This window comes from Streptococcus sp. SM5 (assembly GCF_027497975.1).
In genome coordinates, this window is the sequence record NZ_JAJNSC010000021.1 from 14,799 (window position 1) to 36,379 (window position 21,581).

The 21,581-nt window shown below is 42.5% G+C and carries 21 protein-coding genes and 1 riboswitch; of the genes, 15 read left to right on the top strand and 6 right to left on the bottom strand.

Features of this window, described 5'->3' with window-relative positions; genetic code table 11:
• The first annotated feature begins 27 nt into the window (after positions 1 to 27).
• The 5 genes from liaF (at position 28) to tig (ending at position 4,396) form a co-directional block, all read left to right on the top strand.
• Complete coding sequence (gene liaF, locus PAN07_RS13615) at positions 28 to 726, top strand: cell wall-active antibiotics response protein LiaF (protein ID WP_269798127.1); 699 nt, start codon at positions 28 to 30, stop codon at positions 724 to 726.
• Positions 723 to 1,718, top strand: coding sequence for a sensor histidine kinase (locus PAN07_RS13620; RefSeq protein ID WP_261100462.1), 996 nt, complete (start codon positions 723 to 725; stop codon positions 1,716 to 1,718). Before liaF ends, PAN07_RS13620 begins: the two co-directional genes overlap by 4 nt.
• A 13-nt stretch (positions 1,719 to 1,731) precedes the next feature.
• A complete protein-coding gene (locus PAN07_RS13625; RefSeq protein WP_269798128.1) occupies positions 1,732 to 2,364 on the top strand; it encodes a response regulator transcription factor in 633 nt (210 codons plus the stop codon).
• Positions 2,365 to 3,021 (top strand): DNA alkylation repair protein, encoded by a 657-nt coding sequence (locus PAN07_RS13630; RefSeq protein ID WP_269798129.1) that lies wholly within the window; start codon positions 2,365 to 2,367, stop codon positions 3,019 to 3,021.
• A gap of 91 nt (positions 3,022 to 3,112) precedes the next feature.
• Positions 3,113 to 4,396, top strand: a complete 1,284-nt coding sequence (gene tig, locus PAN07_RS13635; protein ID WP_269798130.1) for a trigger factor — start codon at positions 3,113 to 3,115, stop codon at positions 4,394 to 4,396.
• Between the two features lie 152 nt (positions 4,397 to 4,548).
• Here the strand turns inward: tig and PAN07_RS13640 are convergent, their stop codons facing one another.
• The 3 genes from PAN07_RS13640 to rnhC all read right to left on the bottom strand — a co-directional run bounded on the left by PAN07_RS13640 (position 4,549) and on the right by rnhC (position 8,649).
• Positions 4,549 to 6,915, bottom strand: a complete 2,367-nt coding sequence (locus PAN07_RS13640) for an ATP-dependent RecD-like DNA helicase (RefSeq protein WP_269798131.1) — start codon at positions 6,913 to 6,915, stop codon at positions 4,549 to 4,551.
• A 234-nt stretch (positions 6,916 to 7,149) separates the two neighbouring features.
• Entirely contained in the window at positions 7,150 to 7,764 is a 615-nt protein-coding gene (gene lepB, locus PAN07_RS13645) for a signal peptidase I (RefSeq protein WP_001083986.1), read from the bottom strand.
• A 3-nt stretch (positions 7,765 to 7,767) separates the two neighbouring features.
• Positions 7,768 to 8,649, bottom strand: a complete 882-nt coding sequence (rnhC, locus tag PAN07_RS13650) for a ribonuclease HIII (RefSeq protein ID WP_269798132.1) — start codon at positions 8,647 to 8,649, stop codon at positions 7,768 to 7,770.
• 86 nt (positions 8,650 to 8,735) lie between these two features.
• On the opposite strand from rnhC, the gene zapA reads away from it, so the two are divergent.
• The 6 genes from zapA (at position 8,736) to PAN07_RS13680 (ending at position 15,535) form a co-directional block, all read left to right on the top strand.
• Complete coding sequence (zapA, locus tag PAN07_RS13655) at positions 8,736 to 9,038, top strand: cell division protein ZapA (RefSeq protein ID WP_000002022.1); 303 nt, start codon at positions 8,736 to 8,738, stop codon at positions 9,036 to 9,038.
• A complete protein-coding gene (locus tag PAN07_RS13660) occupies positions 9,035 to 9,583 on the top strand; it encodes a CvpA family protein (RefSeq protein ID WP_084861639.1) in 549 nt (182 codons plus the stop codon). The genes zapA and PAN07_RS13660 overlap by 4 nt, the downstream gene beginning before the upstream one ends.
• A 262-nt stretch (positions 9,584 to 9,845) precedes the next feature.
• The gene (locus PAN07_RS13665) at positions 9,846 to 12,182 is read left to right on the top strand and encodes an endonuclease MutS2 (RefSeq protein ID WP_269798133.1); all 2,337 of its coding nucleotides are present in this window, start codon (positions 9,846 to 9,848) and stop codon (positions 12,180 to 12,182) included.
• A 163-nt stretch (positions 12,183 to 12,345) separates the two neighbouring features.
• A riboswitch (glycine riboswitch) is annotated at positions 12,346 to 12,434 on the top strand.
• A gap of 90 nt (positions 12,435 to 12,524) precedes the next feature.
• A complete protein-coding gene (locus PAN07_RS13670) occupies positions 12,525 to 13,847 on the top strand; it encodes a sodium:alanine symporter family protein (protein ID WP_049500279.1) in 1,323 nt (440 codons plus the stop codon).
• Between the two features lie 131 nt (positions 13,848 to 13,978).
• Positions 13,979 to 14,527, top strand: a complete 549-nt coding sequence (locus PAN07_RS13675; RefSeq protein ID WP_033686525.1) for a carboxymuconolactone decarboxylase family protein — start codon at positions 13,979 to 13,981, stop codon at positions 14,525 to 14,527.
• A 108-nt stretch (positions 14,528 to 14,635) separates the two neighbouring features.
• Positions 14,636 to 15,535, top strand: coding sequence for a TDT family transporter (locus PAN07_RS13680; RefSeq protein WP_269798134.1), 900 nt, complete (start codon positions 14,636 to 14,638; stop codon positions 15,533 to 15,535).
• 24 nt (positions 15,536 to 15,559) lie between these two features.
• On the opposite strand, the gene serS is transcribed toward PAN07_RS13680, so the two are convergent.
• The 3 genes from serS to PAN07_RS13695 form a co-directional block, all read right to left on the bottom strand.
• Positions 15,560 to 16,834, bottom strand: a complete 1,275-nt coding sequence (gene serS, locus PAN07_RS13685; protein ID WP_269798135.1) for a serine--tRNA ligase — start codon at positions 16,832 to 16,834, stop codon at positions 15,560 to 15,562.
• A 213-nt stretch (positions 16,835 to 17,047) separates the two neighbouring features.
• A complete protein-coding gene (locus PAN07_RS13690) occupies positions 17,048 to 17,419 on the bottom strand; it encodes a DUF956 family protein (protein ID WP_033689300.1) in 372 nt (123 codons plus the stop codon).
• A 2-nt stretch (positions 17,420 to 17,421) separates the two neighbouring features.
• Positions 17,422 to 18,786 (bottom strand): aspartate kinase, encoded by a 1,365-nt coding sequence (locus PAN07_RS13695; RefSeq protein WP_269798136.1) that lies wholly within the window; start codon positions 18,784 to 18,786, stop codon positions 17,422 to 17,424.
• 209 nt (positions 18,787 to 18,995) lie between these two features.
• Between PAN07_RS13695 and PAN07_RS13700 the strand changes: the two genes are divergently transcribed.
• From PAN07_RS13700 to PAN07_RS13715, 4 genes are all read left to right on the top strand, one after another.
• Positions 18,996 to 19,781, top strand: coding sequence for an enoyl-CoA hydratase (locus tag PAN07_RS13700; RefSeq protein ID WP_269798137.1), 786 nt, complete (start codon positions 18,996 to 18,998; stop codon positions 19,779 to 19,781).
• A 93-nt stretch (positions 19,782 to 19,874) separates the two neighbouring features.
• On the top strand, positions 19,875 to 20,309 hold the full coding sequence (locus tag PAN07_RS13705; RefSeq protein ID WP_000386356.1) for a MarR family transcriptional regulator: 435 nt from the start codon (positions 19,875 to 19,877) through the stop codon (positions 20,307 to 20,309).
• The gene (locus tag PAN07_RS13710) at positions 20,309 to 21,283 is read left to right on the top strand and encodes a beta-ketoacyl-ACP synthase III (protein ID WP_084861648.1); all 975 of its coding nucleotides are present in this window, start codon (positions 20,309 to 20,311) and stop codon (positions 21,281 to 21,283) included. The genes PAN07_RS13705 and PAN07_RS13710 overlap by 1 nt, the downstream gene beginning before the upstream one ends.
• 58 nt (positions 21,284 to 21,341) lie before the next feature.
• On the top strand, positions 21,342 to 21,566 hold the full coding sequence (locus tag PAN07_RS13715; RefSeq protein ID WP_000257838.1) for an acyl carrier protein: 225 nt from the start codon (positions 21,342 to 21,344) through the stop codon (positions 21,564 to 21,566).
• Positions 21,567 to 21,581 lie beyond the last annotated feature (15 nt).

Sequence of the window (21,581 nt, forward strand, 5' to 3'; positions counted from 1 at the left end):
ATAAAATAGAAGGGAGAGGATGAACCTATGAGAAAATTTAAAATCTTTTTATTTATCGAAGCCTGTCTTCTGACAGGAGCTCTGATTTTGATGGTATCAGAGCATTTTTCGCGTTTTCTGCTAATTTTATTCCTCTTTTTGCTTTTGATTCGCTATTACACTGGTAAAGAGGGCAATAATCTTCTTTTGGTGGTGGCAACCATTCTCTTCTTTTTCATCGTCATGCTCAATCCTTTTGTGATTCTAGCTATTTTTGTTGCGGTCATCTATAGCCTCTTTCTTATTTATCCGATGATGAACCAGGAAAAAGAACAGACCAATTTGGTGTTTGAAGAGGTGGTGACGGTTAAGAAGGAGAAAAATCGTTGGTTTGGAAATCTCCATCATTTTTCAAGCCACCAGACTTGCCAGTTTGATGATATCAATCTCTTTCGTCTCATGGGCAAGGACACCATTCATCTGGAGAGGGTCATTCTAACCAATCATGACAATGTCATTATCCTCAGAAAGATGGTAGGAACGACCAAAATCATTGTGCCTGTAGATGTAGAAGTCAGTCTCAGTGTTAACTGTCTCTATGGCGATTTGACTTTTTTCAACCAGCCCAAGCGAGCCCTTCGCAATGAACACTATCATCAAGAAACAAGAGACTATCTTAAGAGTAACAAGAGTGTCAAGATTTTCTTGACCACTATGATTGGCGATGTTGAGGTGGTCCGAGGATGAAAAAACAAGCCTATGTAATGATTGCTCTTACCTCCATCTTGTTTGTCTTATTTTTCTCCCACAGCTTGCTGGAAATCCTTGACTTTGACTGGTCTATTTTCTTGCACGATATCGACAAAACAGAAAAATTTGTCTTTTTATTGTTGGTATTCAGCATGTCCATGACATGTCTCTTAGCTCTGTTTTGGCGAGGTGTCGAAGAGCTTTCTCTAAGAAAAATGCAGGCTAATCTCAAGCGTTTGTTAGCAGGGAAAGAAGTGGTTCAGGTTGCAGATCCAGATTTGGATGCCAGTTTCAAGTCCTTGTCAGGTAAACTCATCCTTTTAACAGAAGCTCTTCAAAAGGCTGAAAATCAGAGTCTTGCTCAGGAAGAGGAAATCATCGAGAAGGAACGGAAGCGGATTGCTCGAGATTTGCACGATACAGTCAGTCAGGAGTTGTTTGCAGCCCACATGATTTTATCGGGTATCAGTCAGCAGGCTTTGAAATTGGATAGAGAAAAGATGCAGATCCAGTTGCAGAGTGTCACAGCTATTTTAGAAACTGCCCAGAAGGATTTACGGGTCTTGCTCTTACATTTGAGACCAGTTGAACTGGAGCAGAAGGGTCTGGTTGAAGGAATTCAAATCCTCTTAAAAGAGCTTGAGGACAAGAGTGATCTCAAGGTTAGTTTCAAGCAAAATGTAACGAAATTACCTAAGAAAATCGAGGAGCATATCTTCCGCATTTTGCAGGAGTTGATTAGCAATACTCTCCGCCATGCTCGGGCCTCTTGCCTAGATGTCTATCTCTATCAGACAGATTTTGAATTGCAGCTGAAGGTGGTGGACAATGGGATTGGGTTCCAGCTGGGGAGTTTAGACGACCTGAGTTATGGACTCCGCAATATCAAGGAGCGGGTTGAAGATATGGCAGGAACGGTTCAACTCTTGACAGCTCCAAAGCAAGGACTGGCAGTTGATATCCGTATTCCCCTGCTCGATAAGGAATGATAAAGGAGTAAAGATGAAAATTTTACTAGTAGATGACCATGAAATGGTCCGATTGGGCTTGAAAAGCTACTTTGACCTCCAAGACGATGTAGAAGTTGTGGGCGAGGCGTCCAACGGGTCTCAAGGAATTGACTTGGCCTTGGAACTGCGTCCAGATGTCATTGTCATGGATATCGTCATGCCTGAGATGAATGGGATTGATGCGACTTTGGCTATCCTCAAAGAATGGCCTGAAGCTAAGATTTTGATTGTGACTTCGTACTTGGACAATGAAAAAATTATGCCGGTCTTGAATGCTGGTGCTAGAGGCTATATGCTTAAGACTTCTAGTGCTGATGACTTACTCCATGCTGTCCGTAAGGTAGCTGCTGGTGAGTTGGCTATTGAACAAGAGGTCAGCAAGAAGGTCGAATACCACTGCAATCACATAGAACTTCATGAGGACTTGACTGCGCGTGAGCGAGATGTACTTCAACTCATTGCCAAGGGCTACGAAAATCAGCGCATCGCTGATGAACTTTTTATCTCTCTCAAGACGGTCAAGACCCATGTGTCCAACATCCTAGCCAAGCTGGAAGTCAGTGATCGTACCCAGGCAGCAGTCTATGCCTTTCAGCACCATTTGGTGGGGTATGAGGAGTTTTAGATGAGTCTAACAGATTTACTTGAGGAGCTAGAAGCAACAAAAGATCCTAAAAAAGCAGGGCCCATGGAGGCCTATATGCGCCATCAATTTTCCTTTCTAGGAGTTGCGGCGCCAGAAAGAAATAAACTCTATAAAAAATACTTTCCAGAAGCTAAAAAAACAAAGATGATCGATTGGGATTTTGTAGATACTTGCTGGGAAAAAGAGTCTAGAGAATACCAGTATGTGGCTGCCAATTATTTGAAAGCCATGCAGTCTTATCTAAAGGACAGCGATTTGCCTAAGCTAGAGCAGTTGGTTGTTACCAAGTCTTGGTGGGATACGGTGGATATCCTAGATCGCGTAGTAGGGAGTTTGGTATACAATAAGCCGGAACTGGAAAAAATAATCCTCCAATGGAGCCTATCAGACAATATCTGGCTGAGACGCGTCGCTATTGACCACCAGTTGTTAAGAAAAGAGAAGACCAATGTTCAATTAATGGAAAAGATTCTGCTTCATAATTTGAACCAAACAGAATTCTTTATCAATAAAGCCATTGGATGGGCTCTGAGAGACTACTCCAAAAAGAATCCATCTTGGGTAGCATGCTTCATTGAGAAAAACAAGGAAAGAATGGCTGAACTTAGTATCAAAGAAGCGAGTAAGTACCTCTAGCGTGATTGAAAAGCGCATTCATTACTTGAAAAAAGTCGCTCGTTTATGTTATAATAGACTGTATTTAAAAATTTTAAGGAGAAATGACAGAATGTCTGTATCATTTGAAAACAAAGAAACAAACCGTGGTGTCTTGACTTTCACTATCTCTCAAGACCAAATCAAACCAGAATTGGACCGTGTCTTCAACTCAGTGAAGAAATCTCTTAATGTTCCAGGTTTTCGTAAAGGTCACCTTCCACGCCCTATCTTCGACAAAAAATTTGGTGAAGAGTCACTTTATCAAGACGTTATGAACGCTCTTTTGCCAAATGCTTATGAAGCAGCTGTAAAAGAAGCTGGTCTTGAAGTGGTTGCTCAACCAAAAATTGATGTAACTTCAATGGAAAAAGGTCAAGACTGGGTTATCACTGCTGAAGTCGTTACAAAACCTGAAGTAAAATTGGGTGACTACAAAAACCTTGAAGTATCAGTTGATGTAGAAAAAGAAGTAACTGACGCTGATGTTGAAGAGCGTATCGAACGCGAACGCAACAACTTGGCTGAATTGGTTATCAAGGAAGCTGTTGCTGAAAACGGCGACACTGTTGTCATTGACTTCGTTGGTTCTATCGATGGTGTTGAATTTGACGGCGGAAAAGGTGAAAATTTCTCACTTGGACTTGGTTCAGGTCAATTCATCCCTGGTTTCGAAGACCAATTGGTAGGTCACTCAGCTGGCGAAACTGTTGATGTTATCGTAACATTCCCAGAAGACTACCAAGCAGAAGACCTTGCAGGTAAAGAGGCTAAATTCGTAACAACTATCCACGAAGTAAAAGCAAAAGAAGTTCCAGCTCTTGACGATGAACTTGCAAAAGACATCGATGAAGAAGTTGAAACACTTGCTGAATTGAAAGAAAAATACCGCAAGGAATTGGCTGCTGCTAAAGAAGAAGCTTACAAAGATGCAGTTGAAGGTGCAGCAATTGATAAAGCTGTAGAAAACGCTGAAATCGTAGAACTTCCAGAAGAAATGATCCACGAAGAAGTTCACCGCTCAGTAAACGAATTCCTTGGAAACTTGCAACGTCAAGGTATCAACCCTGACATGTACTTCCAAATCACTGGAACTACTCAAGAAGACCTTCACAAACAATACGAGGGAGAAGCTGAGTCACGTACTAAGACTAACCTTGTTATCGAAGCAGTTGCCAAAGCTGAAGGATTTGATGCTTCAGAAGAAGAAATCCAAAAAGAAGTTGAGCAATTGGCAGCAGACTACAACATGGAAGTTGCTCAAGTACAAAGCTTGCTTTCAGCTGATATGTTGAAACACGACATCACAATTAAAAAAGCTGTTGAATTGATTACAAGCACAGCAACAGTTAAATAATCTTATACTCTTCGAAAATCTCTTCAAACCACGTCAGCGTCGCCTTACCGTACTCAAGTACAGCTTGTGGCTAGCTTCCTAGTTTGCTCTTTGATTTTCATTGAGTATTAATAAACAAAAATCCCACCTGAATTGGTGGGTTTTCTTATGCACTATTTTCCAAAAATCTCTTTGAGGTCTGCGTCTGTAATCCCAATCATGGCTGGTATACTGTCCCAGTTTTCTTCTGTCAGGATGTAGGATTGTTCAGAGGTACTTGATGTGGCAGTTTCAGAGACAGCTGGTTGCTTTTCTTCAACATTCTCCAATAAATCACTGAAACGTTCAATCAGATAGGTTTTTCGGGCAGTTCCGATATGTTGGGTAGCATAGTCGAAGGCCTGTAATTCGCCTAGTAAGATAAGCTTGCTTTTGGCGCGTGTAATGGCTGTATAGATGAGATTTCGCTCCAGCATGCGCCTGCTAGCACTGGTAATCGGTAGGATGACAACAGGAAACTCGCTTCCCTGGGACTTATGGATACTCATGGCATAGGCCAGGCGAATCTTGTACCATTCGTTACGTGGGTAAGAGACCTCATTGCCATCAAAATCAATGACAATCTCGTCTTGTTTCGACTCGGTGTATTTACCAGGAATCAGGTCTGTGATGACTCCTAAATCTCCATTAAAGACATTGATTTCAGCATCATTGACCAGATGAATGACCTTGTCGCCCTTGCGATAGTGGCACTGGGGAGCTTCAAAACTGAGTTGGTCTTTTTGTGGTGGATTCAGGAGGTCTTGCATGAGCTGGTTGATGGCATCAATCCCTGCCGTCCCTCGGTACATGGGAGCCAGAACTTGGATATCACGGGCAGGAATACCACTTCTGAGGGCAGCACCTAAGATTTTTTCAATAGTAGCAGGAATATGGCCACTAGCAATTTCAAAGTAGGAACGGTCTGCTTTTTTCTGGGTGAAATCAGCTGGCAAGATGCCCTGTCGAATTTGACTAGCTAGGGTGACGATGGTTGATTCTTCGCTTTGCCTGTAAATTTTTTCCAAGCGACTCTGAGGAATCAAGGGAATATGAAGCAGATCCGCTAGAACCTGTCCAGGACTGACAGACGGTAGCTGATCGCTATCCCCCACGATGAGAATTTTACTGTTAGAAGAGATATTGGAGAAGAGATGATTGGCCAGCCAAGTATCTACCATAGAAAATTCATCTACGATGATAAAGTCGGCATCCAGATAATCTTCAAGATGGCTGGTATCATCGTCACCTGTCATTCCTAAATGACGGTGTATGGTCGCGCTAGGCAAACCTGTCAATTCATTCATGCGGCGAGCTGCTCGTCCAGTTGGAGCAGCAAGAAGAATCGGCAGATTGCTTTTTTTCTTGAGGTCAAGTCCTTCTAAAAGGGCGTAAACAGCGATGATACCATTGATAACCGTTGTCTTACCAGTACCAGGTCCACCTGTCAGAATAAAGACCTTGTTCTGGATAGCATCACAGATAGCTTGTTTTTGAATACTATCATACTCAATTCCCAGCTCTGCCTCGACAGTAGTGATATGTTTTTGAATGGTTTCTAAATCCTGGCTCTTCTGTTTTCCTTTTTCAAGGATACGAACCAAGTGACTGCGGATTCCTTCCTCCGCGAAAAAGAGACTATTATCAAAGATTTTGGTATCAATCTGCTGGACCTTGTCTTCTTCAATCAGGTAGGAGAGTTCTTGGGCCACTTGGCTGGGATCCAGTTCCACGGGGCGGGAAGACTCAAGGAGAGTAAGGGTTTGTTCCAGCAAATCCCGTGCTTCAACATAGGTGTCCCCTGTTTCCATACAGGCCTGAAAAAGACTATGAACTAGTCCTGCACGGAAGCGTTCAGGAGCCTGACTTTCGATGCCTAGTTCCTCAGCTAGTTGGTCAGCAATGGTAAAGCCCAAACCCTTGATATCCTCAACCAGCTGGTAGGGATAATTTTCAACCACATCAAGGGTTTCTTCCTTGTAAAAATCTTGAATCTGGAAGGCTAGCTTATTGGGAATGCCGTAGTTGGCCAGTTTGGCTAAAACCATCTCCGTTCCGTAGTTGAGACGGAGGGTGGAGACGAAAGCCTCGCGATTTTTTGCAGATAGTCCTGCAATGCCTTCTAGCTTTTCTGGGTGTTGCAGAATTTCGTCAATGGTATTATCGCCATAGGTATTCACGATTTTCTGAGCTGTCTTGAGACCAATTCCCTTGAAATGGCTACTTGAAAAGTATTTGACAAGCCCTTTGCTAGTTGGTTTTGCGCGTTCATAACGGCTGATTTGCAGCTGCTCCCCGTACTTGGAGTGCTGGACAATTTGTCCCCAAAAAGTATAGTCTTCTCCCTCAATCACGTCAGCCATGGTGCCCGTGACAATGATTTCAAAATCATCAAAATCCTCTGCGTCTGTATCGTCGATTTCTAGGAGAAGGATGCGATAAAAATTGCTGGGATTTTCAAAAATAATCCGTTCAATGGTTCCTGAAAAATAAACTTCCATAAGATTCCTTTGCATAAATAGGTGAGAGTTAATACTCTTCGAAAATCAAATTCAAACCACGTCAGCTTCGCCTTGCCGTACTCAAGTACAGCCTGCGGCTAGCTTCCTAGTTTGCTCTTTGATTTTCATTGAGTATAACTTTGTTTCTATCTTAATCAAACTGGATAGTGAATAATCATATTCTCACGATAGAAGAAGAGGCTGAGATTGGTGATTCTCGGCCTCTTCGATTTCTTAAAATGTTCCGATACGGGTGATTGGCCAGAAGCGGAATTTAGCTTCCCCTGTGATATCTTTTGCTTTGAAGGTACCTACGTGGCGGCTGTCGCTTGAAACCAGGCGATCGTCTCCGAGGAGAAGGTATTCACCTTCTGGGACAGTAAAGCTAAAGTTGGTGTTGTAGTTGACATCAACTGTGAAGGCTTGAGCCTTTTGAGCGATACTTCTAAAGAAGGTTCCTTTATTTCCTTCAAAGCCCTTGCCTGAGTATGTGCTTTGGAGTTTGTCATCCTTGAAACGTTTGATGTAGTCAGCTAGGTAAGGCTCATCCGTCTCTTTATCATTGATGTAAAGTTTATCGTTTTCGTAACGGATGGTGTCGCCAGGCATTCCGATGACACGCTTGACGATGTCCTTATTGCCATCTTCCTCATGGGCCACCACGATATCAAAACGGTCAATAGGGAGGTGCTTAACGACAAAGAGAATTTCGCCATCTGCTAGGGTAGGATCCATGGAGTGGCCTTCTACGCGGACATTACTCCAAAAAAAGATACGGCTCAAAGCTAGTAATGACAGAATCAGGAGGAACAATCCCCACTCTTTTAAGAAATTTTTAAATGAATTCATAACTTACCTTTCTAAGCGTTTTTTCGCTTTTTCAGTATTTTTAAAGTGCAGTTTAGCGCAGAAATTGAGTCCCTGCATACCATAGGCTTGTAAAATCTGGCTAGCCACCTTATCAGAAGGCGTTCCAGCTCCACTTGGAAGTTGATAACCCAGTTCTCGTCCTAGATTTTCTAGATTTTCCAGAAAGAGATCACGCGCAATGATAGAAGAAACTGCGATAGCCAAGTATTTGCCCTCAGCCTTTTCTTCTAAGCTGATAGGATTGCTGAAACGATTGGCCTCTTGTGCCAAGTACTTGTCATAATTTTTAGCACTGGTAAAGGCATCAATCACAATTTTCTCAGGCTGAACACCTTTTTGAAGAAGGAGATAGATAGCCTGATTATGGAGGGCCACCTTAACCGAAACAGCGTTGTAGCGGTCTCCGATGACCTCGTTGTACTTGCTTGGTGAGAGAAGCAGTGCCTGGTGCTGGATTTTTTCTTTGAGGATAGGGGCAATCTGACGGATCTTTTGGTCTGTCAGAGTCTTAGAATCCCCCACACCTAGTTTTCGCAAGAAGGCATGCTGGTCAGGTGTGACAAAGGAAGCCACAACTGCAAGCCCACCAAAGTAGGAACCATTCCCTACCTCATCTGTCCCAATCAAAGGGAAATTTTGACCCCTGTTTTCCTCTAAAACCTGATAGCCAAAGAAACTAGCATATTTCTCGGCTCCTTCCCCCTGAAGCAAGACTTTTCCAGAAGTATAGATAGAAACGGTTGCTTGAGGCAGTTTCAAAAAATAGCGAATATAGGGGTTTTTACTGGGAGCCAGACTTGTTTGATAGTGTTCAAGAAAAGCCTGAATCTCCTTTTCGCTTGGTGTGAGTGTTATACTTGCCATAGTTTCTATTGTACCATAAAAGAAGGCAAATTTGTAAAAACTGACAAAATTAGCGAATTTTGGTATAATATCGTGAGGTGAATTTTATGGCAAATCTAAATCGATTCAAATTTACATTCGGGAAAAAATCATTAACCTTGACAACCGAGCATGATAATCTTTTTATGGAGGAAATCGCTAAGGTTGCGACAGAAAAATACCAAGCAATTAAAGAACAAATGCCTAGTGCAGACGATGAAACAATCGCTCTTTTGTTGGCAGTTAACTGTTTGTCAACTCAACTCAGCCGTGAGATTGAATTTGACGATAAGGAGCAAGAACTAGAAGAACTCCGTCACAAACTCGTGACTTGCAAGCAAGAACAGAGCAAGATTGAGGATTCCTTATGATTTCACTCCTTCTTCTATTGGTCTTGGCTTGGGGATTTTATATCGGCTATCGGAGAGGCCTGCTCTTACAGGTTTATTACCTGATTTCAGCTATGGCATCGGCTTTTGTGGCTGGCCAGTTTTATAAGGGGCTAGGAGAGCAATTTCATTTGCTGGTCCCTTATGCAAATCCGCAGGAAGGTCAGGGAACTTTCTTTTTCCCATCGGATCAACTCTTTCAGTTGGATAAGGTCTTTTACGCAGGGATCGGCTATTTGCTTGTATTTGGGATTGTCTATAGCATCGGTCGTTTGCTTGGTCTCCTCTTACACTTGATTCCTAGTAAAAAACTGGGTGGTAAGTTGTTCCAAGTTTCAGCAGGTATTTTGTCCATGTTGGTGACCTTATTTGTCTTGCAAATGGCCTTGACTATCTTGGCAACCATTCCCATGGCAGCTATTCAAAATCCTCTTGAAAAAAGTATCGTCGCAAAACACATCATCCAGAGCATACCAGTAACAACTAGTTGGCTCAAACAAATCTGGGTGACAAATTTAATCGGATAAAAAGGGCAGGAGTTTTCCTCGCCCTTTGTTTACAGATTGACTAGAATCTATCAGAATGTAAAAAGCTAATACTCTTCGAAAATCTCTTCAAACCACGTCAGCTTCCATCTGCAACCTCAAAACAGTATTTTGAGCTGACTTCGTCAGTTCTATCCAAAACCTCAAAACGGTGTTTTGAGCAACCTGCGGCTAGCTGCCTAGTTTACTCTTTGATTTTCATTGAGTATAATACACATAGACATTCAAAGATAAGGAAATAAAGATGAACAAGAAAATATTAGAAACATTAGAGTTCAATAAGGTTAAGGCCTTGTTTGAGCCTCATTTGTTGACCGAGCAGGGCTTGGAGCAATTGAGACAGCTAGCTCCGACTGCCAAAGCGGATAAAATCAAACAGGCTTTTGCTGAGATGAAGGAAATGCAGGCTCTCTTTGTCGAGCAACCGCATTTTACCATTCTTGCAACCAAGGAAATCGCAGGAGTCTGCAAGCGGTTGGAGATGGGGGCAGACCTCAATATCGAGGAGTTCCTACTCTTGAAGCGCGTGCTTCTTTCTAGCAGAGAACTGCAAAGTTTTTATGCCAATCTGGAAAATGTCAGCTTGGAAGAATTAGCCCTTTGGTTTGAGAAATTACATGATTTTCCACAATTACAAGGAAATCTCCAAGCCTTTAATGATGCAGGTTTCATTGAAAATTTTGCCAGTGAAGAATTGGCGCGCATCCGTCGAAAAATCCATGATAGCGAGAGTCAGGTACGCGATGTTTTACAAGACCTGCTCAAGCAGAAAGCGCAGATGTTGACGGAAGCGATTGTTGCCAGTAGAAATGGTCGTCAGGTTTTACCAGTCAAAAACACCTACCGTAATAAGATTGCAGGTGTTGTTCATGATATTTCTGCCAGCGGAAACACCGTCTATATCGAACCCCGTGAGGTGGTCAAACTGAGCGAAGAAATTGCCAGTTTACGAGCAGATGAGCGCTATGAAATGCTTCGCATTCTCCAAGAAATTTCTGAACGTGTCCGCCCTCATGCGGCTGAAATCGCCAACGATGCTTGGATTATCGGCCACATAGACTTGATTCGTGCCAAGGTCCGCTTTATCCAAGAAAGACAAGCAGTCGTTCCCCAACTGTCAGAAGGTCAAGAGATCCAACTGCTTCATGTCTGCCATCCATTGGTCAAAAATGCCGTTGCAAATGATGTCCATTTTGGTCAAGATTTAACAGCCATTGTTATTACAGGTCCCAATACAGGTGGGAAGACCATCATGCTTAAAACTCTGGGCTTGACGCAGGTTATGGCCCAGTCTGGTTTGCCGATTTTAGCAGATAAGGGAAGTCGTGTTGGTATTTTTGAAGAAATTTTTGCTGATATTGGAGATGAGCAGTCTATTGAGCAGAGCTTGTCTACCTTCTCTAGCCATATGACCAATATCGTGGATATTCTTGGCAAGGTTAATCAGCATTCGCTCTTGCTCTTGGATGAGTTGGGGGCTGGTACAGATCCCCAAGAGGGAGCCGCCCTTGCCATGGCCATTCTGGAGGACCTTCGCCTGCGTCAAGTCAAGACCATGGCTACGACCCACTATCCAGAACTCAAGGCCTACGGTATTGAGACAGCCTTTGTGCAAAATGCCAGCATGGAGTTTGATACTGCAACTCTACGCCCGACCTATCGCTTTATGCAGGGCGTTCCTGGTCGAAGCAATGCCTTCGAAATCGCTAAACGTTTAGGCCTATCTGAAGTTATCGTAGGGGATGCCAGTCAGCAGGTCGATCAGGACAATGATGTCAACCGGATTATTGAGCAACTGGAAGAGCAGACACTGGAAAGTCGTAAACGCTTGGACAATATCCGCGAGGTGGAGCAAGAAAATCTCAAGATGAACCGTGCTCTCAAAAAACTATACAACGAGCTCAATCGTGAAAAGGAAACCGAGCTTAATAAGGCGCGTGAACAGGCTGCTGAGATTGTGGACATGGCCCTAAGTGAGAGTGACCAGATTCTCAAAAATCTCCACAGCAAATCTCAACTCAAGCCCCACGAAATCATTGAAGCCAAGGCCGAGCTGAAAAAATTGGCTCCTGAAAAAGTGGACTTGTCAAAAAATAAGGTTCTTCAAAAGGCCAAGAAAAAACGTGCTCCAAAGGTGGGAGATGATATCGTTGTTCTCAGTTATGGACAGCGTGGTACCTTGACCAGTCAACTCAAAGATGGCCACTGGGAAGCCCAAGTTGGCTTGATTAAGATGACCTTGGAAGAAAAAGAGTTTGACCTTGTTCAAGCCCAGCAAGAAAAGCAAGTCAAGAAGAAACAGGTCAATGTTGTGAAACGAACTTCTGGTCGAGGACCTCAAGCCAGACTGGATCTTCGAGGCAAACGCTATGAAGAGGCTATGAATGAGCTAGATGCCTTTATCGACCAAGCCCTGCTTAATAATATGGCTCAAGTTGATATCATACACGGTATCGGTACAGGTGTTATCCGTGAAGGTGTCACCAAATACCTACAAAGAAACAAGCATGTCAAGAGTTTCGGCTATGCCCCACAAAATGCTGGAGGGAGTGGCGCAACTATTGTGACCTTTAAAGGATAGCAGTATTCTGGACTTTATAAAGTAAAAACTGTTGAACTAATTTTTACTAATAAACACATTGACAAAAGCCAACATTTTTTGTAAAATAAGAATCAATTAAATACCAACACCGAATGAAGTTTAATAGAAGTGGTGAATCGTTTGATTTTCCATGACTGTAAATGGACGGAACTCTGGAGAGACCGTAAAGGCACCGAAGGGGCAAGGCAGGCAACTGCTCAAACTCTCAGGTAAAAGGACAGAGCTAGGATAGACCGCTTTTTAGCATTTATCTAAGCATTCCAGAGTACATGTATCTTGCATGTGCTCTTTCTTTTGGGGTTGAAAAGATAGGAGAAGGAAATGTTAGAATTGCTTAAATCAATCGATGCTTTTGCTTGGGGCCCACCCCTTTTGATTTTATTGGTCGGAACAGGTATTTACCTAACTGCCCGTCTAGGACTCTTGCAGGTTTTGCGTCTGCCTAAGGCCTTTCAGCTTATTTTTACTAAGGACAAGGGGCATGGCGATGTATCCAGCTTTGCGGCCTTGTGTACAGCCCTAGCAGCGACAGTTGGTACGGGAAATATTATCGGGGTGGCGACGGCTATCAAGGTCGGTGGCCCAGGAGCTCTCTTTTGGATGTGGATGGCTGCTTTCTTTGGGATGGCTACCAAGTATTCAGAAGGACTACTAGCTATCAAATACCGCACCAAGGACGACCATGGTGCAGTGGCGGGAGGCCCAATGCACTATATCCTTCTAGGGATGGGAGAAAAGTGGCGTCCGCTTGCTATCTTCTTTGCCCTTGCAGGTGTCTTAGTGGCTTTATTGGGGATCGGAACCTTCACCCAGGTCAACTCGATTACAGAATCTATCCAGAATACAACAACTATTTCGCCAGCTATCACAGCTCTTGTGTTGTCTGTATTTGTAGCAATTGCAGTCTTTGGTGGACTCAAATCCATTTCAAAGGTTTCAACTACTGTTGTTCCTTTTATGGCCATCATCTATATTTTGGGAACTCTTACAGTTATTTTCTTTAATATTGAGAAGATTCCTGCCACAATCGCTTTAATCTTGACATCGGCTTTTAGTCCAGTTGCTGCGGTCGGTGGATTTGCCGGTGCTAGCATTCGAATGGCTATTCAAAATGGTGTAGCGCGAGGTGTGTTCTCGAACGAATCTGGTCTGGGTTCGGCTCCCATTGCAGCTGCTGCGGCTAAGACAAATGAACCGGTAGAGCAAGGATTGATTTCCATGACAGGAACCTTTATTGATACACTCATTATCTGTACCTTGACTGGTTTGACCATCTTGGTAACTGGTGTTTGGAGTGGTGATTTGAATGGAGTTGCCTTGACTCAGTCAGCCTTCTCAACAGTCTTTTCACACTTTGGACCTGCCCTTTTGACCATCTTCCTTGTGCTCTTTGCCTTTACAACGATTCTAGGTTGGAACTATTACGGAGAACGTTGTTTCGAGTTCCTCTTTGGGGTTCGCTTTATCTGGCTCTACCGTGTGGTCTTTGTGCTCATGGTCTTGTTGGGAGGATTTATCGAGTTGGATATGGTTTGGATTATCGCAGATATCGTTAATGCCTTGATGGCTCTGCCAAACTTGATTGCCCTCTTAGTTTTATCACCAGTCGTTATTGCTGAGACTAAAAAGTATTTTGACAAATAATGAAATCACACAGCCCGTGTGATTTTTTTCTTTCATAAAAAATTTTTATCGATGCAATTTAAAATATATATTATACACGGTATAGAATCTGTGATAGACTAGGTTTCAACAAAATGAAAAGAGGTTTTATGATGACAACATTTACCATCCATACAGTCGAATCAGCACCAGCAGAAGTGAAAGAGGTTCTTGAAACAGTAGAAAAAGATAACAATGGCTATATTCCCAACCTAATCGGTCTCTTGGCTAATGCACCTACCGCCTTAGAAGCCTACAGAACTGTCGGAGCCATCAACCGTCGCAATAGCCTGACACCAGTTGAGCGTGAAGTAGTGCAAATCACGGCAGCTGTAACTAATGGTTGTGCTTTCTGCGTGGCAGGTCACACAGCTTTTTCCATCAAACAAATCCAGATGAATGATGACCTTCTGCAAGCCCTTCGCAATCGTACTCCAATCGAAACAGATCCTAAATTAGACACTCTGGCTAAGTTTACTTTGGCAGTTATCAATACCAAGGGTCGTGTAGGAGATGAAGCCTTGGGTGAATTTTTAGAAGCTGGCTACACCCAACAAAATGCCTTGGATGTGGTTCTTGGTGTTAGCCTAGCAAGCCTCTGTAACTATGCCAACAATCTAGCCAATACACCAATTAACCCAGAATTGCAACCTTATGCCTAATTCATATCTGAGTAAAATGAAGTCTGAAATAATCGGACTTCATTTTTTAAGTCCTCATTTAAGTGCTTTTATGCTATACTGAAACTAACATGATTATTGGAGGTTAGGATGAAAAAACTCCCCTTGGTATTTTCTGGTTGTTTGCTAGGTTTAGCAGGAGCTGGAAATCTTATTTTAGATACGTTGCCGGTTCTGTCACATATACTGAGTTTATCAGGTTTGGTTTTATGGATTTACTTTCTGATTTTGCATCTTTTTAATTGGAAGGAAACCAAGCAAGAATTGACCAAGCCCCCTCTTTTGTCAGGGATGGCCACTTTTCCTATGGCTGGGATGATTTTATCTACCTATGTTTTTCGCGTCTTCCCTCATCTTCCTTTGGTAGCGCAAGGGCTCTGGTGGTTTTCATTTCTCTTGGATTTGGTCTTGATTGCTGGTTTCACCATCAAGTTTGCTTATCCAGGCAAGAGAGTCAATGCTACTCCAAGCTGGACGGTACTTTATGTGGGGATAGCAGTGGCTGCCTTAACCTATCCTCTCGTAGGCATTATAGAAATTGCCTATGCGACCTTGAGTTTTGGTTTTCTCCTAACCTTCTATCTCTATCCGCTTATTTATAGCGATTTAAAGAAACATCCACTCTCAATAGCCATGCTTGGACAAGAAGGGATTTACTGTGCTCCTTTCTCATTGCTTTTGGCTTCTCTGGTTCGGGTTGGAGGAGAGAGTCTACCGACTTGGGTCTTGATTGTCATGCTCTTGGCTTCCCAATCCTTCTTTTTCTTTGTTTTAACTCGCCTGCCCAATATTTTAAAACAAGGCTTTCAACCAGCCTTCTCAGCCCTCACCTTCCCAACCATTATCACAGCTACTTCGCTCAAGATGGCTCAGGGAATCTTGAAACTTCCATTTTTGGATTATTTGATACTGGCTGAAACCGCTATTTGCTTAATTATTTTATTCTTTGTATTAGGCGCATATCTGAATTGGTTACGAAAAAAGGTCTAGCTAGAAATAGCTAAACCTTATTTTTTATGGTTTGATAACTTCAGCTCCACCCATGTATGGACGAAGTGCTTCTGGGATGGTTACAGAACCATCTTCATTTTGGTAGTTTTCAAGAATAGCAGCTACTGTACGTCCAACTGCAAGTCCAGAACCGTTCAAGGTATGAAGGAGTTTCACCTTGCCATCAGCTTCATCACGGTAACGGATTTGGGCACGACGGGCTTGGAAATCTTCTGTGTTTGAACAGCTTGAGATTTCACGATAGGTGTTTTGTGCTGGAATCCAAACTTCTAAGTCGTAAGTCTTCGCAGCTGAGAAGCCCATATCTCCTGTAGAGAGAGCAACGACACGGTATGGAAGGTTGAGTTTTTGAAGAATGTTTTCAGCGTTGGCTGTCATTTTCTCCAATTCTTCGTATGATTCTTCAGGTTTGGCAAATTTAACCATTTCAACCTTGTGGAATTGGTGCAAACGAATCAATCCGCGAGTATCACGTCCAGCTGAACCAGCCTCAGAACGGAATGATGGGCTCATAGCAGTGAAGTAGATTGGCAGGTCTTTACCATCAAGGATTTCATCACGGTAGTAGTTTGTTAGAGGAACTTCAGCTGTAGGAATAAGGACATAATTGCTGTCGCTGAGTTCAAAAGTATCTTCCTTGAATTTTGGATATTGACCCGTACCAAACATAGAATCGTGGTTAACCATGTAAGGTGTGATGACTTCAGTATAGCCTTCTTTGCCATGCTCATCCAACATAAAGTTGTAGATAGCACGTTCCAAACGAGCACCGAGGCCTTTATAGAAGAGGAAGCGAGCCCCTGTTACCTTACCACCCCGTTCCCAGTCAAGGATGCCCAAGTCTTCACCAAGATCCCAGTGGGCTTTTGGCTCGAAGTCAAATTCGCGTGGGGTACCCCAACGGCGAACTTCAACATTGTCGTCTTCGTCAGCCCCAACAGGAACACTATCAGCTGGAATATTTGGAAGAGTCGTTGTAAATTCTGTCAATTTAGCATCGATGTCTGCCAATTCAGCATCCAAGGCTTTGACTTCAGCAGATAGGGTTTGCATAGCAGTAATCTTGTCATCTGCATTTTCCTTGTTGCGCTTAGCTTGGGCAATCTCAGCAGAAACTGTGTTACGTTCTGCTTTTAAAGTTTCAACCTTGACCAAGATGTCACGACGTTTAGCATCGATTTCTTTCATTTCATTCAAGACAGTAGCATCTACACCACGTGTAGCCAATTTTTCTGCGACAGCATCAAAGTCTGTACGAATACGTTTGATATCTAACATAAGAACTCCTTTATGAAAAAAGCACACCTGACAAAGCGTTGGAGTGGCAGGGCCACGGTTCCATCCAACTTCACAGGTGTGCACTTGATTGTGTATGTAATTGTTACTAACGGTAGAATTTCACCTATCTCTCCTATCTGCTCGCAGCATCCGCAGACTTTCTGAAAGAAGAAGATAACCTACTTATCCGTTGGTATGATTATACTAAAGTTTCTACTTTTTTGCAAATAGATTTTTAAATTTTTGACCAATGGTCTGGAGTAGAGTCGGAAGTTTCACGACCTTGTCATTGCCCAGTTTTTCACGAGCAATTTTGAGAATGGCACCTGAGTCTTTTGAAGCAAAGAGGAATTTTCCTCTGTCTGTAAAGACTTCGAAGTGGCGACTGATTTTGCGACCAGTGACATTGGCCCCAATTTGGTTGATATGGCTCCAAGGAATCTGGATAAATTGTTCAACATTGACGTCGGGGTAAAATTCCAGAGCCTGATCTCCGACAAGGAATTTCCCAACTTTCCCAGCTATAGAGAGGTAGGAGGTGCCTGTCGTATTGAGGAGCACTGTTTTGTTAAGTGATTGAGCCATGCTTAGTTTTCCTTACTTTCACCGAAAAAGGCATTGTAGAGGGCTTTAATAGCTGCTTTCTCTTGATCCTTATGGACAACAAACATGATAGACACTTCACTAGAACCTTGAGACATCATCTGGATGTTGATCTTATTTTCAGATAGAGCACGTGTCGCAGTAGCAGTTACTCCGATATGGCTCTTCATCTTTTCTCCAACAATCATAATGATTGAAAGGTCGTGCTCGATTTCTGCATGGTCTACTTCGGCCTTTTGAACCAACTGACGAAGGATTTCTTCTTCCTTGATAGGAGTTAGTTCGCGAGAACGGAGGATGATTGAAAGATCGTCGATACCTGTTGGCATATGTTCCCAACCGATGTTAAGATCTTCAAGGATTTGAAGAACCTTGCGTCCAAATCCAACCTCACGGTTCATGAGGTATTTCGACATATTAATGCTGACAAAGCCAGAGTCACCAGCAATTCCTACTACTGGGAACTTGTCACTACTATGTTTTAGAACGATACGAGTACCTGGATGGTCAGGGTTGTTGGTATTCTTGATAACCAGAGGGATTTTTCCACGGTAGGCAGGAAGAAGTGCTTCGTCATGAAGAACTGAGAAGCCTGCATAGGCCAACTCACGCATTTCACGGTAGGTCAACTCAGGGATTGAGTGTGGTTGGTGGATAATACCAGGGTGAGCTGCAAAGATACCATCAACATCCGTAAAGTTTTCATAGAGGTCTGCCTTAACACCGGCAGCAATGATAGAACCTGTAATGTCTGAGCCTCCACGTGAGAAGGTACAGATTTGATTTTCCTTGGTAACTCCAAAGAAACCAGGAATGACAAGAACTTCATTTGTATTTGTCAATTCTTCAATCTTGTCATAACTTGATGGAATGATGCGAGCGTGACCAGGTTCACTTGTGACCACAATACCAGCTTCTCTAGGGTGAACATAGCGTGCATCGATCCCGTTTTGATTAAAGTAGGCAGCGATCAATTTAGCATTGTTATTTTCACCGGCTGCTAGGAAAGTATCGTAGAGAAATTCGTTTTCTTCGATAGGAAGAGTAGCTAAGGCGCGAATACTTTTTGAAATTTTTTCTAGCACAGCTGGTTTTAGTTCCAATTCACTAACCATAGCAGCATAGCGGTCGATAATCCAGCTTTGGCTCTTGCTAATATCGTTACCAGCAACATAGTCGCGGTAGTATTTAATCAAGGCATCTGTAACCTTAGTATCTTCAGCATTGCGTTTACCAGGGGCAGAAACGACTACAAAACGACGCTCTGAATCGCTTTTGACGATGTTTAAAACTTTTTCTAATTGACTAGCAGAGGCAAGAGAGCTACCTCCAAATTTAACAACTTTCATAAGAACTCCTAAAGTAAGTATTTTATACGATTATAGCAGAAAGAAAGCCTTTTTTCAATGAAGAAAATAAGATGCTTTCTAGTATAAAGCGATTCTTTATAATCGGCTGAGACACTTTCAGTTGATTTTTTCTTGCTTTCTGATTTTAAAAAAGATATACTTTGAAAATAGAATAATTTAAACTGCTTATAAAATAAAAAGGAGTCCTGATGGAACACATTATTTATCAGCTTGAAGAGGATTTGGCAATCCTTACCTTGAATCGTCCTGAGGTCGCAAATGGTTTTCATATTCCTATGTGTGAGGAGATTTTAGAAGCTCTGACTTTGGCAGAAGAGGATCCGGCTGTGCATTTTGTCTTAATCAACGCGAATGGCAAAGTCTTTTCAGTTGGGGGAGATTTGGTTGAGATGAAGCGAGCAGTCGATGAGGATGATATTCCATCATTGACAAAAATCGCAGAATTGGTCAATACTATTTCTTATAAAATCAAGCAAATTGCTAAACCTGTCTTGATGGAGGTTGATGGGGCTGTTGCAGGTGCCGCAGCGAATATGGCTGTTGCTGCAGATTTCTGTCTGGCAACGGATAAGGCTAAATTTATCCAAGCTTTTGTTGGAGTTGGTTTGGCTCCGGATGCAGGAGGAATTCATCTCTTGAGTCGAAGTATTGGTGTGACGCGTGCTGCTCAATTAGCTATGACAGGTGAGGCTTTGAACGCAGAAAAAGCTCTAGAGTGGGGGCTGGTTTACCGTGTCTGTGAAGCTGATAAACTTGAAAAGACGAGAGAACAGCTCCTTAAAAAATTGAGACGCGGGTCAGCTAATTCCTATACAGCCATCAAGAAGTTGGTTTGGGAGAGCCAATTTAAAGACTGGCAGAGTTACGCTACTTTAGAACTGAACCTACAGGGGTCACTAGCGAAAACAGAGGATTTCAAAGAGGGAGTTCGGGCTCATTCGGAAAAAAGACGACCTAAATTTACAGGAAAATAAAAAAATACTTGCACCATTCTTTGAACTTTGATATAATTCTTTTGTCAAATGTTTTGATTCTAAAAGTTTTTTTGAAAAGGAGGGAAGGAAAGATTGGACTACCAACGAATTAATGAATATTTAACGTCTATATTTAACAATGTCCTCGTTATTGAGGAAGTTAGCTTGAGGGGTAGTCGTTTCAAGGATATCTCCATCAAAGAAATGCATACGATTGATGTGATTGGAAAAGTTCCAGATGTGACACCAAGTCAAGTGTCAAAAGAGTTGATGGTGACTCTTGGGACAGTTACGACTAGTTTGAATAACCTCGAACGCAAGGGTTATATTGAACGCATTCGTTCAGAACATGATCGACGTGTAGTGCATCTGCATTTGACAAAGAAAGGTCGCTTGGTTCATAGGCTACATAAACGCTTCCACAAGGCCATGGTTGAAAAAATCATTGATGGTATGAGTAAGCAAGAAATGGAGGTTATGAGCAAAGGTTTGACTAATCTTTATCAATTTTTGGAGGATTTGAGATAATGGCTTTTGCAAAAATAAGCCAGGTTGCTCATTATGTGCCAGAGCAAGTGGTTACAAATCATGATTTGGCTCAGATTATGGATACCAATGATGAGTGGATTTCAAGTCGGACGGGAATACGACAAAGGCATATTTCAAGAACAGAATCTACTAGTGATTTGGCTACAGAAGTTGCCAAGAAACTAATGGCAAAAGCTGGAATCACAGGAGAGGAGTTAGATTTTATCATCCTAGCTACCATTACTCCTGATTCGATGATGCCCTCTACAGCTGCTCGTGTTCAAGCTAATATTGGTGCTAATAAGGCCTTTGCTTTTGACCTAACAGCTGCTTGCAGTGGATTTGTATTTGCTCTTTCAACTGCTGAAAAGTTTATCGCTTCTGGTCGCTTTCAAAAAGGCTTGGTGATTGGTAGTGAAACCCTCTCTAAAGCAGTCGATTGGTCAGACCGATCAACAGCTGTTTTGTTTGGAGATGGTGCTGGTGGTGTCTTGTTAGAAGCTAGCGAGCAAGAGCATTTCTTGGCAGAGAGTCTCAATAGCGATGGAAGTCGCAGCGAGTGTCTGACCTATGGACATTCAGGGTTACATTCTCCATTTTCAGATCAAGAAAGTGCAGATTCATTTTTGAAGATGGATGGGCGCGCAGTTTTTGATTTTGCCATTCGAGATGTAGCTAAATCTATCAAGCAGACTATTGAAGAATCTCCTGTAGAGGCGACAGACTTGGATTATCTGCTACTTCATCAGGCTAATGACCGTATTTTGGATAAGATGGCTAAAAAAATTGGTGTCGACCGAGATAAACTTCCAGCCAATATGATGGAATATGGCAATACCAGTGCAGCCAGTATCCCGATTTTACTTTCAGAGTGTGTAGAACAAGGCCTTATCCGTTTAGATGGTAGCCAGACTGTTCTTTTATCAGGCTTCGGTGGAGGCTTGACCTGGGGCACGCTCATTCTTACAATTTAGGTAATCATGTGGTGAACACATTGTTATAAAAAACTATTTATTTTAAAGGAGTCCTATCATGGCAGTATTTGAAAAAGTACAAGAAATTATCGTTGAAGAACTTGGAAAAGACGCATCAGAAGTAACACTTGAATCAACTTTTGATGATTTGGACGCAGATTCATTGGACTTGTTCCAAGTAATCTCAGAAATCGAAGATGCTTTTGATATCCAAATCGAAGCAGAAGATGACTTGAAAACAGTTGGTGACTTGGTTGCCTATGTTGAAGAGCAAACAAAATAAACAGAATATAAATAG

Excerpts from the sequence above, each read along its gene's own strand:
- zapA (WP_000002022.1), top strand. The coding sequence starts at position 8,736 with ATGGCAAATCTAAATCGATTCAAATTTACATTCGGGAAAAAATCATTA.
- PAN07_RS13640 (WP_269798131.1), bottom strand. The coding sequence starts at position 6,915 with ATGGAAGTTTATTTTTCAGGAACCATTGAACGGATTATTTTTGAAAAT.
- PAN07_RS13675 (WP_033686525.1), top strand. The coding sequence starts at position 13,979 with ATGACAACATTTACCATCCATACAGTCGAATCAGCACCAGCAGAAGTG.
- lepB (WP_001083986.1), bottom strand. The coding sequence starts at position 7,764 with ATGAATTCATTTAAAAATTTCTTAAAAGAGTGGGGATTGTTCCTCCTG.
- PAN07_RS13625 (WP_269798128.1), top strand. The coding sequence starts at position 1,732 with ATGAAAATTTTACTAGTAGATGACCATGAAATGGTCCGATTGGGCTTG.
- PAN07_RS13680 (WP_269798134.1), top strand. The coding sequence starts at position 14,636 with ATGAAAAAACTCCCCTTGGTATTTTCTGGTTGTTTGCTAGGTTTAGCA.
- PAN07_RS13620 (WP_261100462.1), top strand. The coding sequence starts at position 723 with ATGAAAAAACAAGCCTATGTAATGATTGCTCTTACCTCCATCTTGTTT.
- rnhC (WP_269798132.1), bottom strand. The coding sequence starts at position 8,649 with ATGGCAAGTATAACACTCACACCAAGCGAAAAGGAGATTCAGGCTTTT.
- PAN07_RS13665 (WP_269798133.1), top strand. The coding sequence starts at position 9,846 with ATGAACAAGAAAATATTAGAAACATTAGAGTTCAATAAGGTTAAGGCC.
- serS (WP_269798135.1), bottom strand. The coding sequence starts at position 16,834 with ATGTTAGATATCAAACGTATTCGTACAGACTTTGATGCTGTCGCAGAA.
- PAN07_RS13695 (WP_269798136.1), bottom strand. The coding sequence starts at position 18,786 with ATGAAAGTTGTTAAATTTGGAGGTAGCTCTCTTGCCTCTGCTAGTCAA.
- PAN07_RS13670 (WP_049500279.1), top strand. The coding sequence starts at position 12,525 with ATGTTAGAATTGCTTAAATCAATCGATGCTTTTGCTTGGGGCCCACCC.
- PAN07_RS13715 (WP_000257838.1), top strand. The coding sequence starts at position 21,342 with ATGGCAGTATTTGAAAAAGTACAAGAAATTATCGTTGAAGAACTTGGA.
- PAN07_RS13630 (WP_269798129.1), top strand. The coding sequence starts at position 2,365 with ATGAGTCTAACAGATTTACTTGAGGAGCTAGAAGCAACAAAAGATCCT.
- PAN07_RS13660 (WP_084861639.1), top strand. The coding sequence starts at position 9,035 with ATGATTTCACTCCTTCTTCTATTGGTCTTGGCTTGGGGATTTTATATC.
- PAN07_RS13700 (WP_269798137.1), top strand. The coding sequence starts at position 18,996 with ATGGAACACATTATTTATCAGCTTGAAGAGGATTTGGCAATCCTTACC.
- liaF (WP_269798127.1), top strand. The coding sequence starts at position 28 with ATGAGAAAATTTAAAATCTTTTTATTTATCGAAGCCTGTCTTCTGACA.
- tig (WP_269798130.1), top strand. The coding sequence starts at position 3,113 with ATGTCTGTATCATTTGAAAACAAAGAAACAAACCGTGGTGTCTTGACT.
- PAN07_RS13690 (WP_033689300.1), bottom strand. The coding sequence starts at position 17,419 with ATGGCTCAATCACTTAACAAAACAGTGCTCCTCAATACGACAGGCACC.
- PAN07_RS13710 (WP_084861648.1), top strand. The coding sequence starts at position 20,309 with ATGGCTTTTGCAAAAATAAGCCAGGTTGCTCATTATGTGCCAGAGCAA.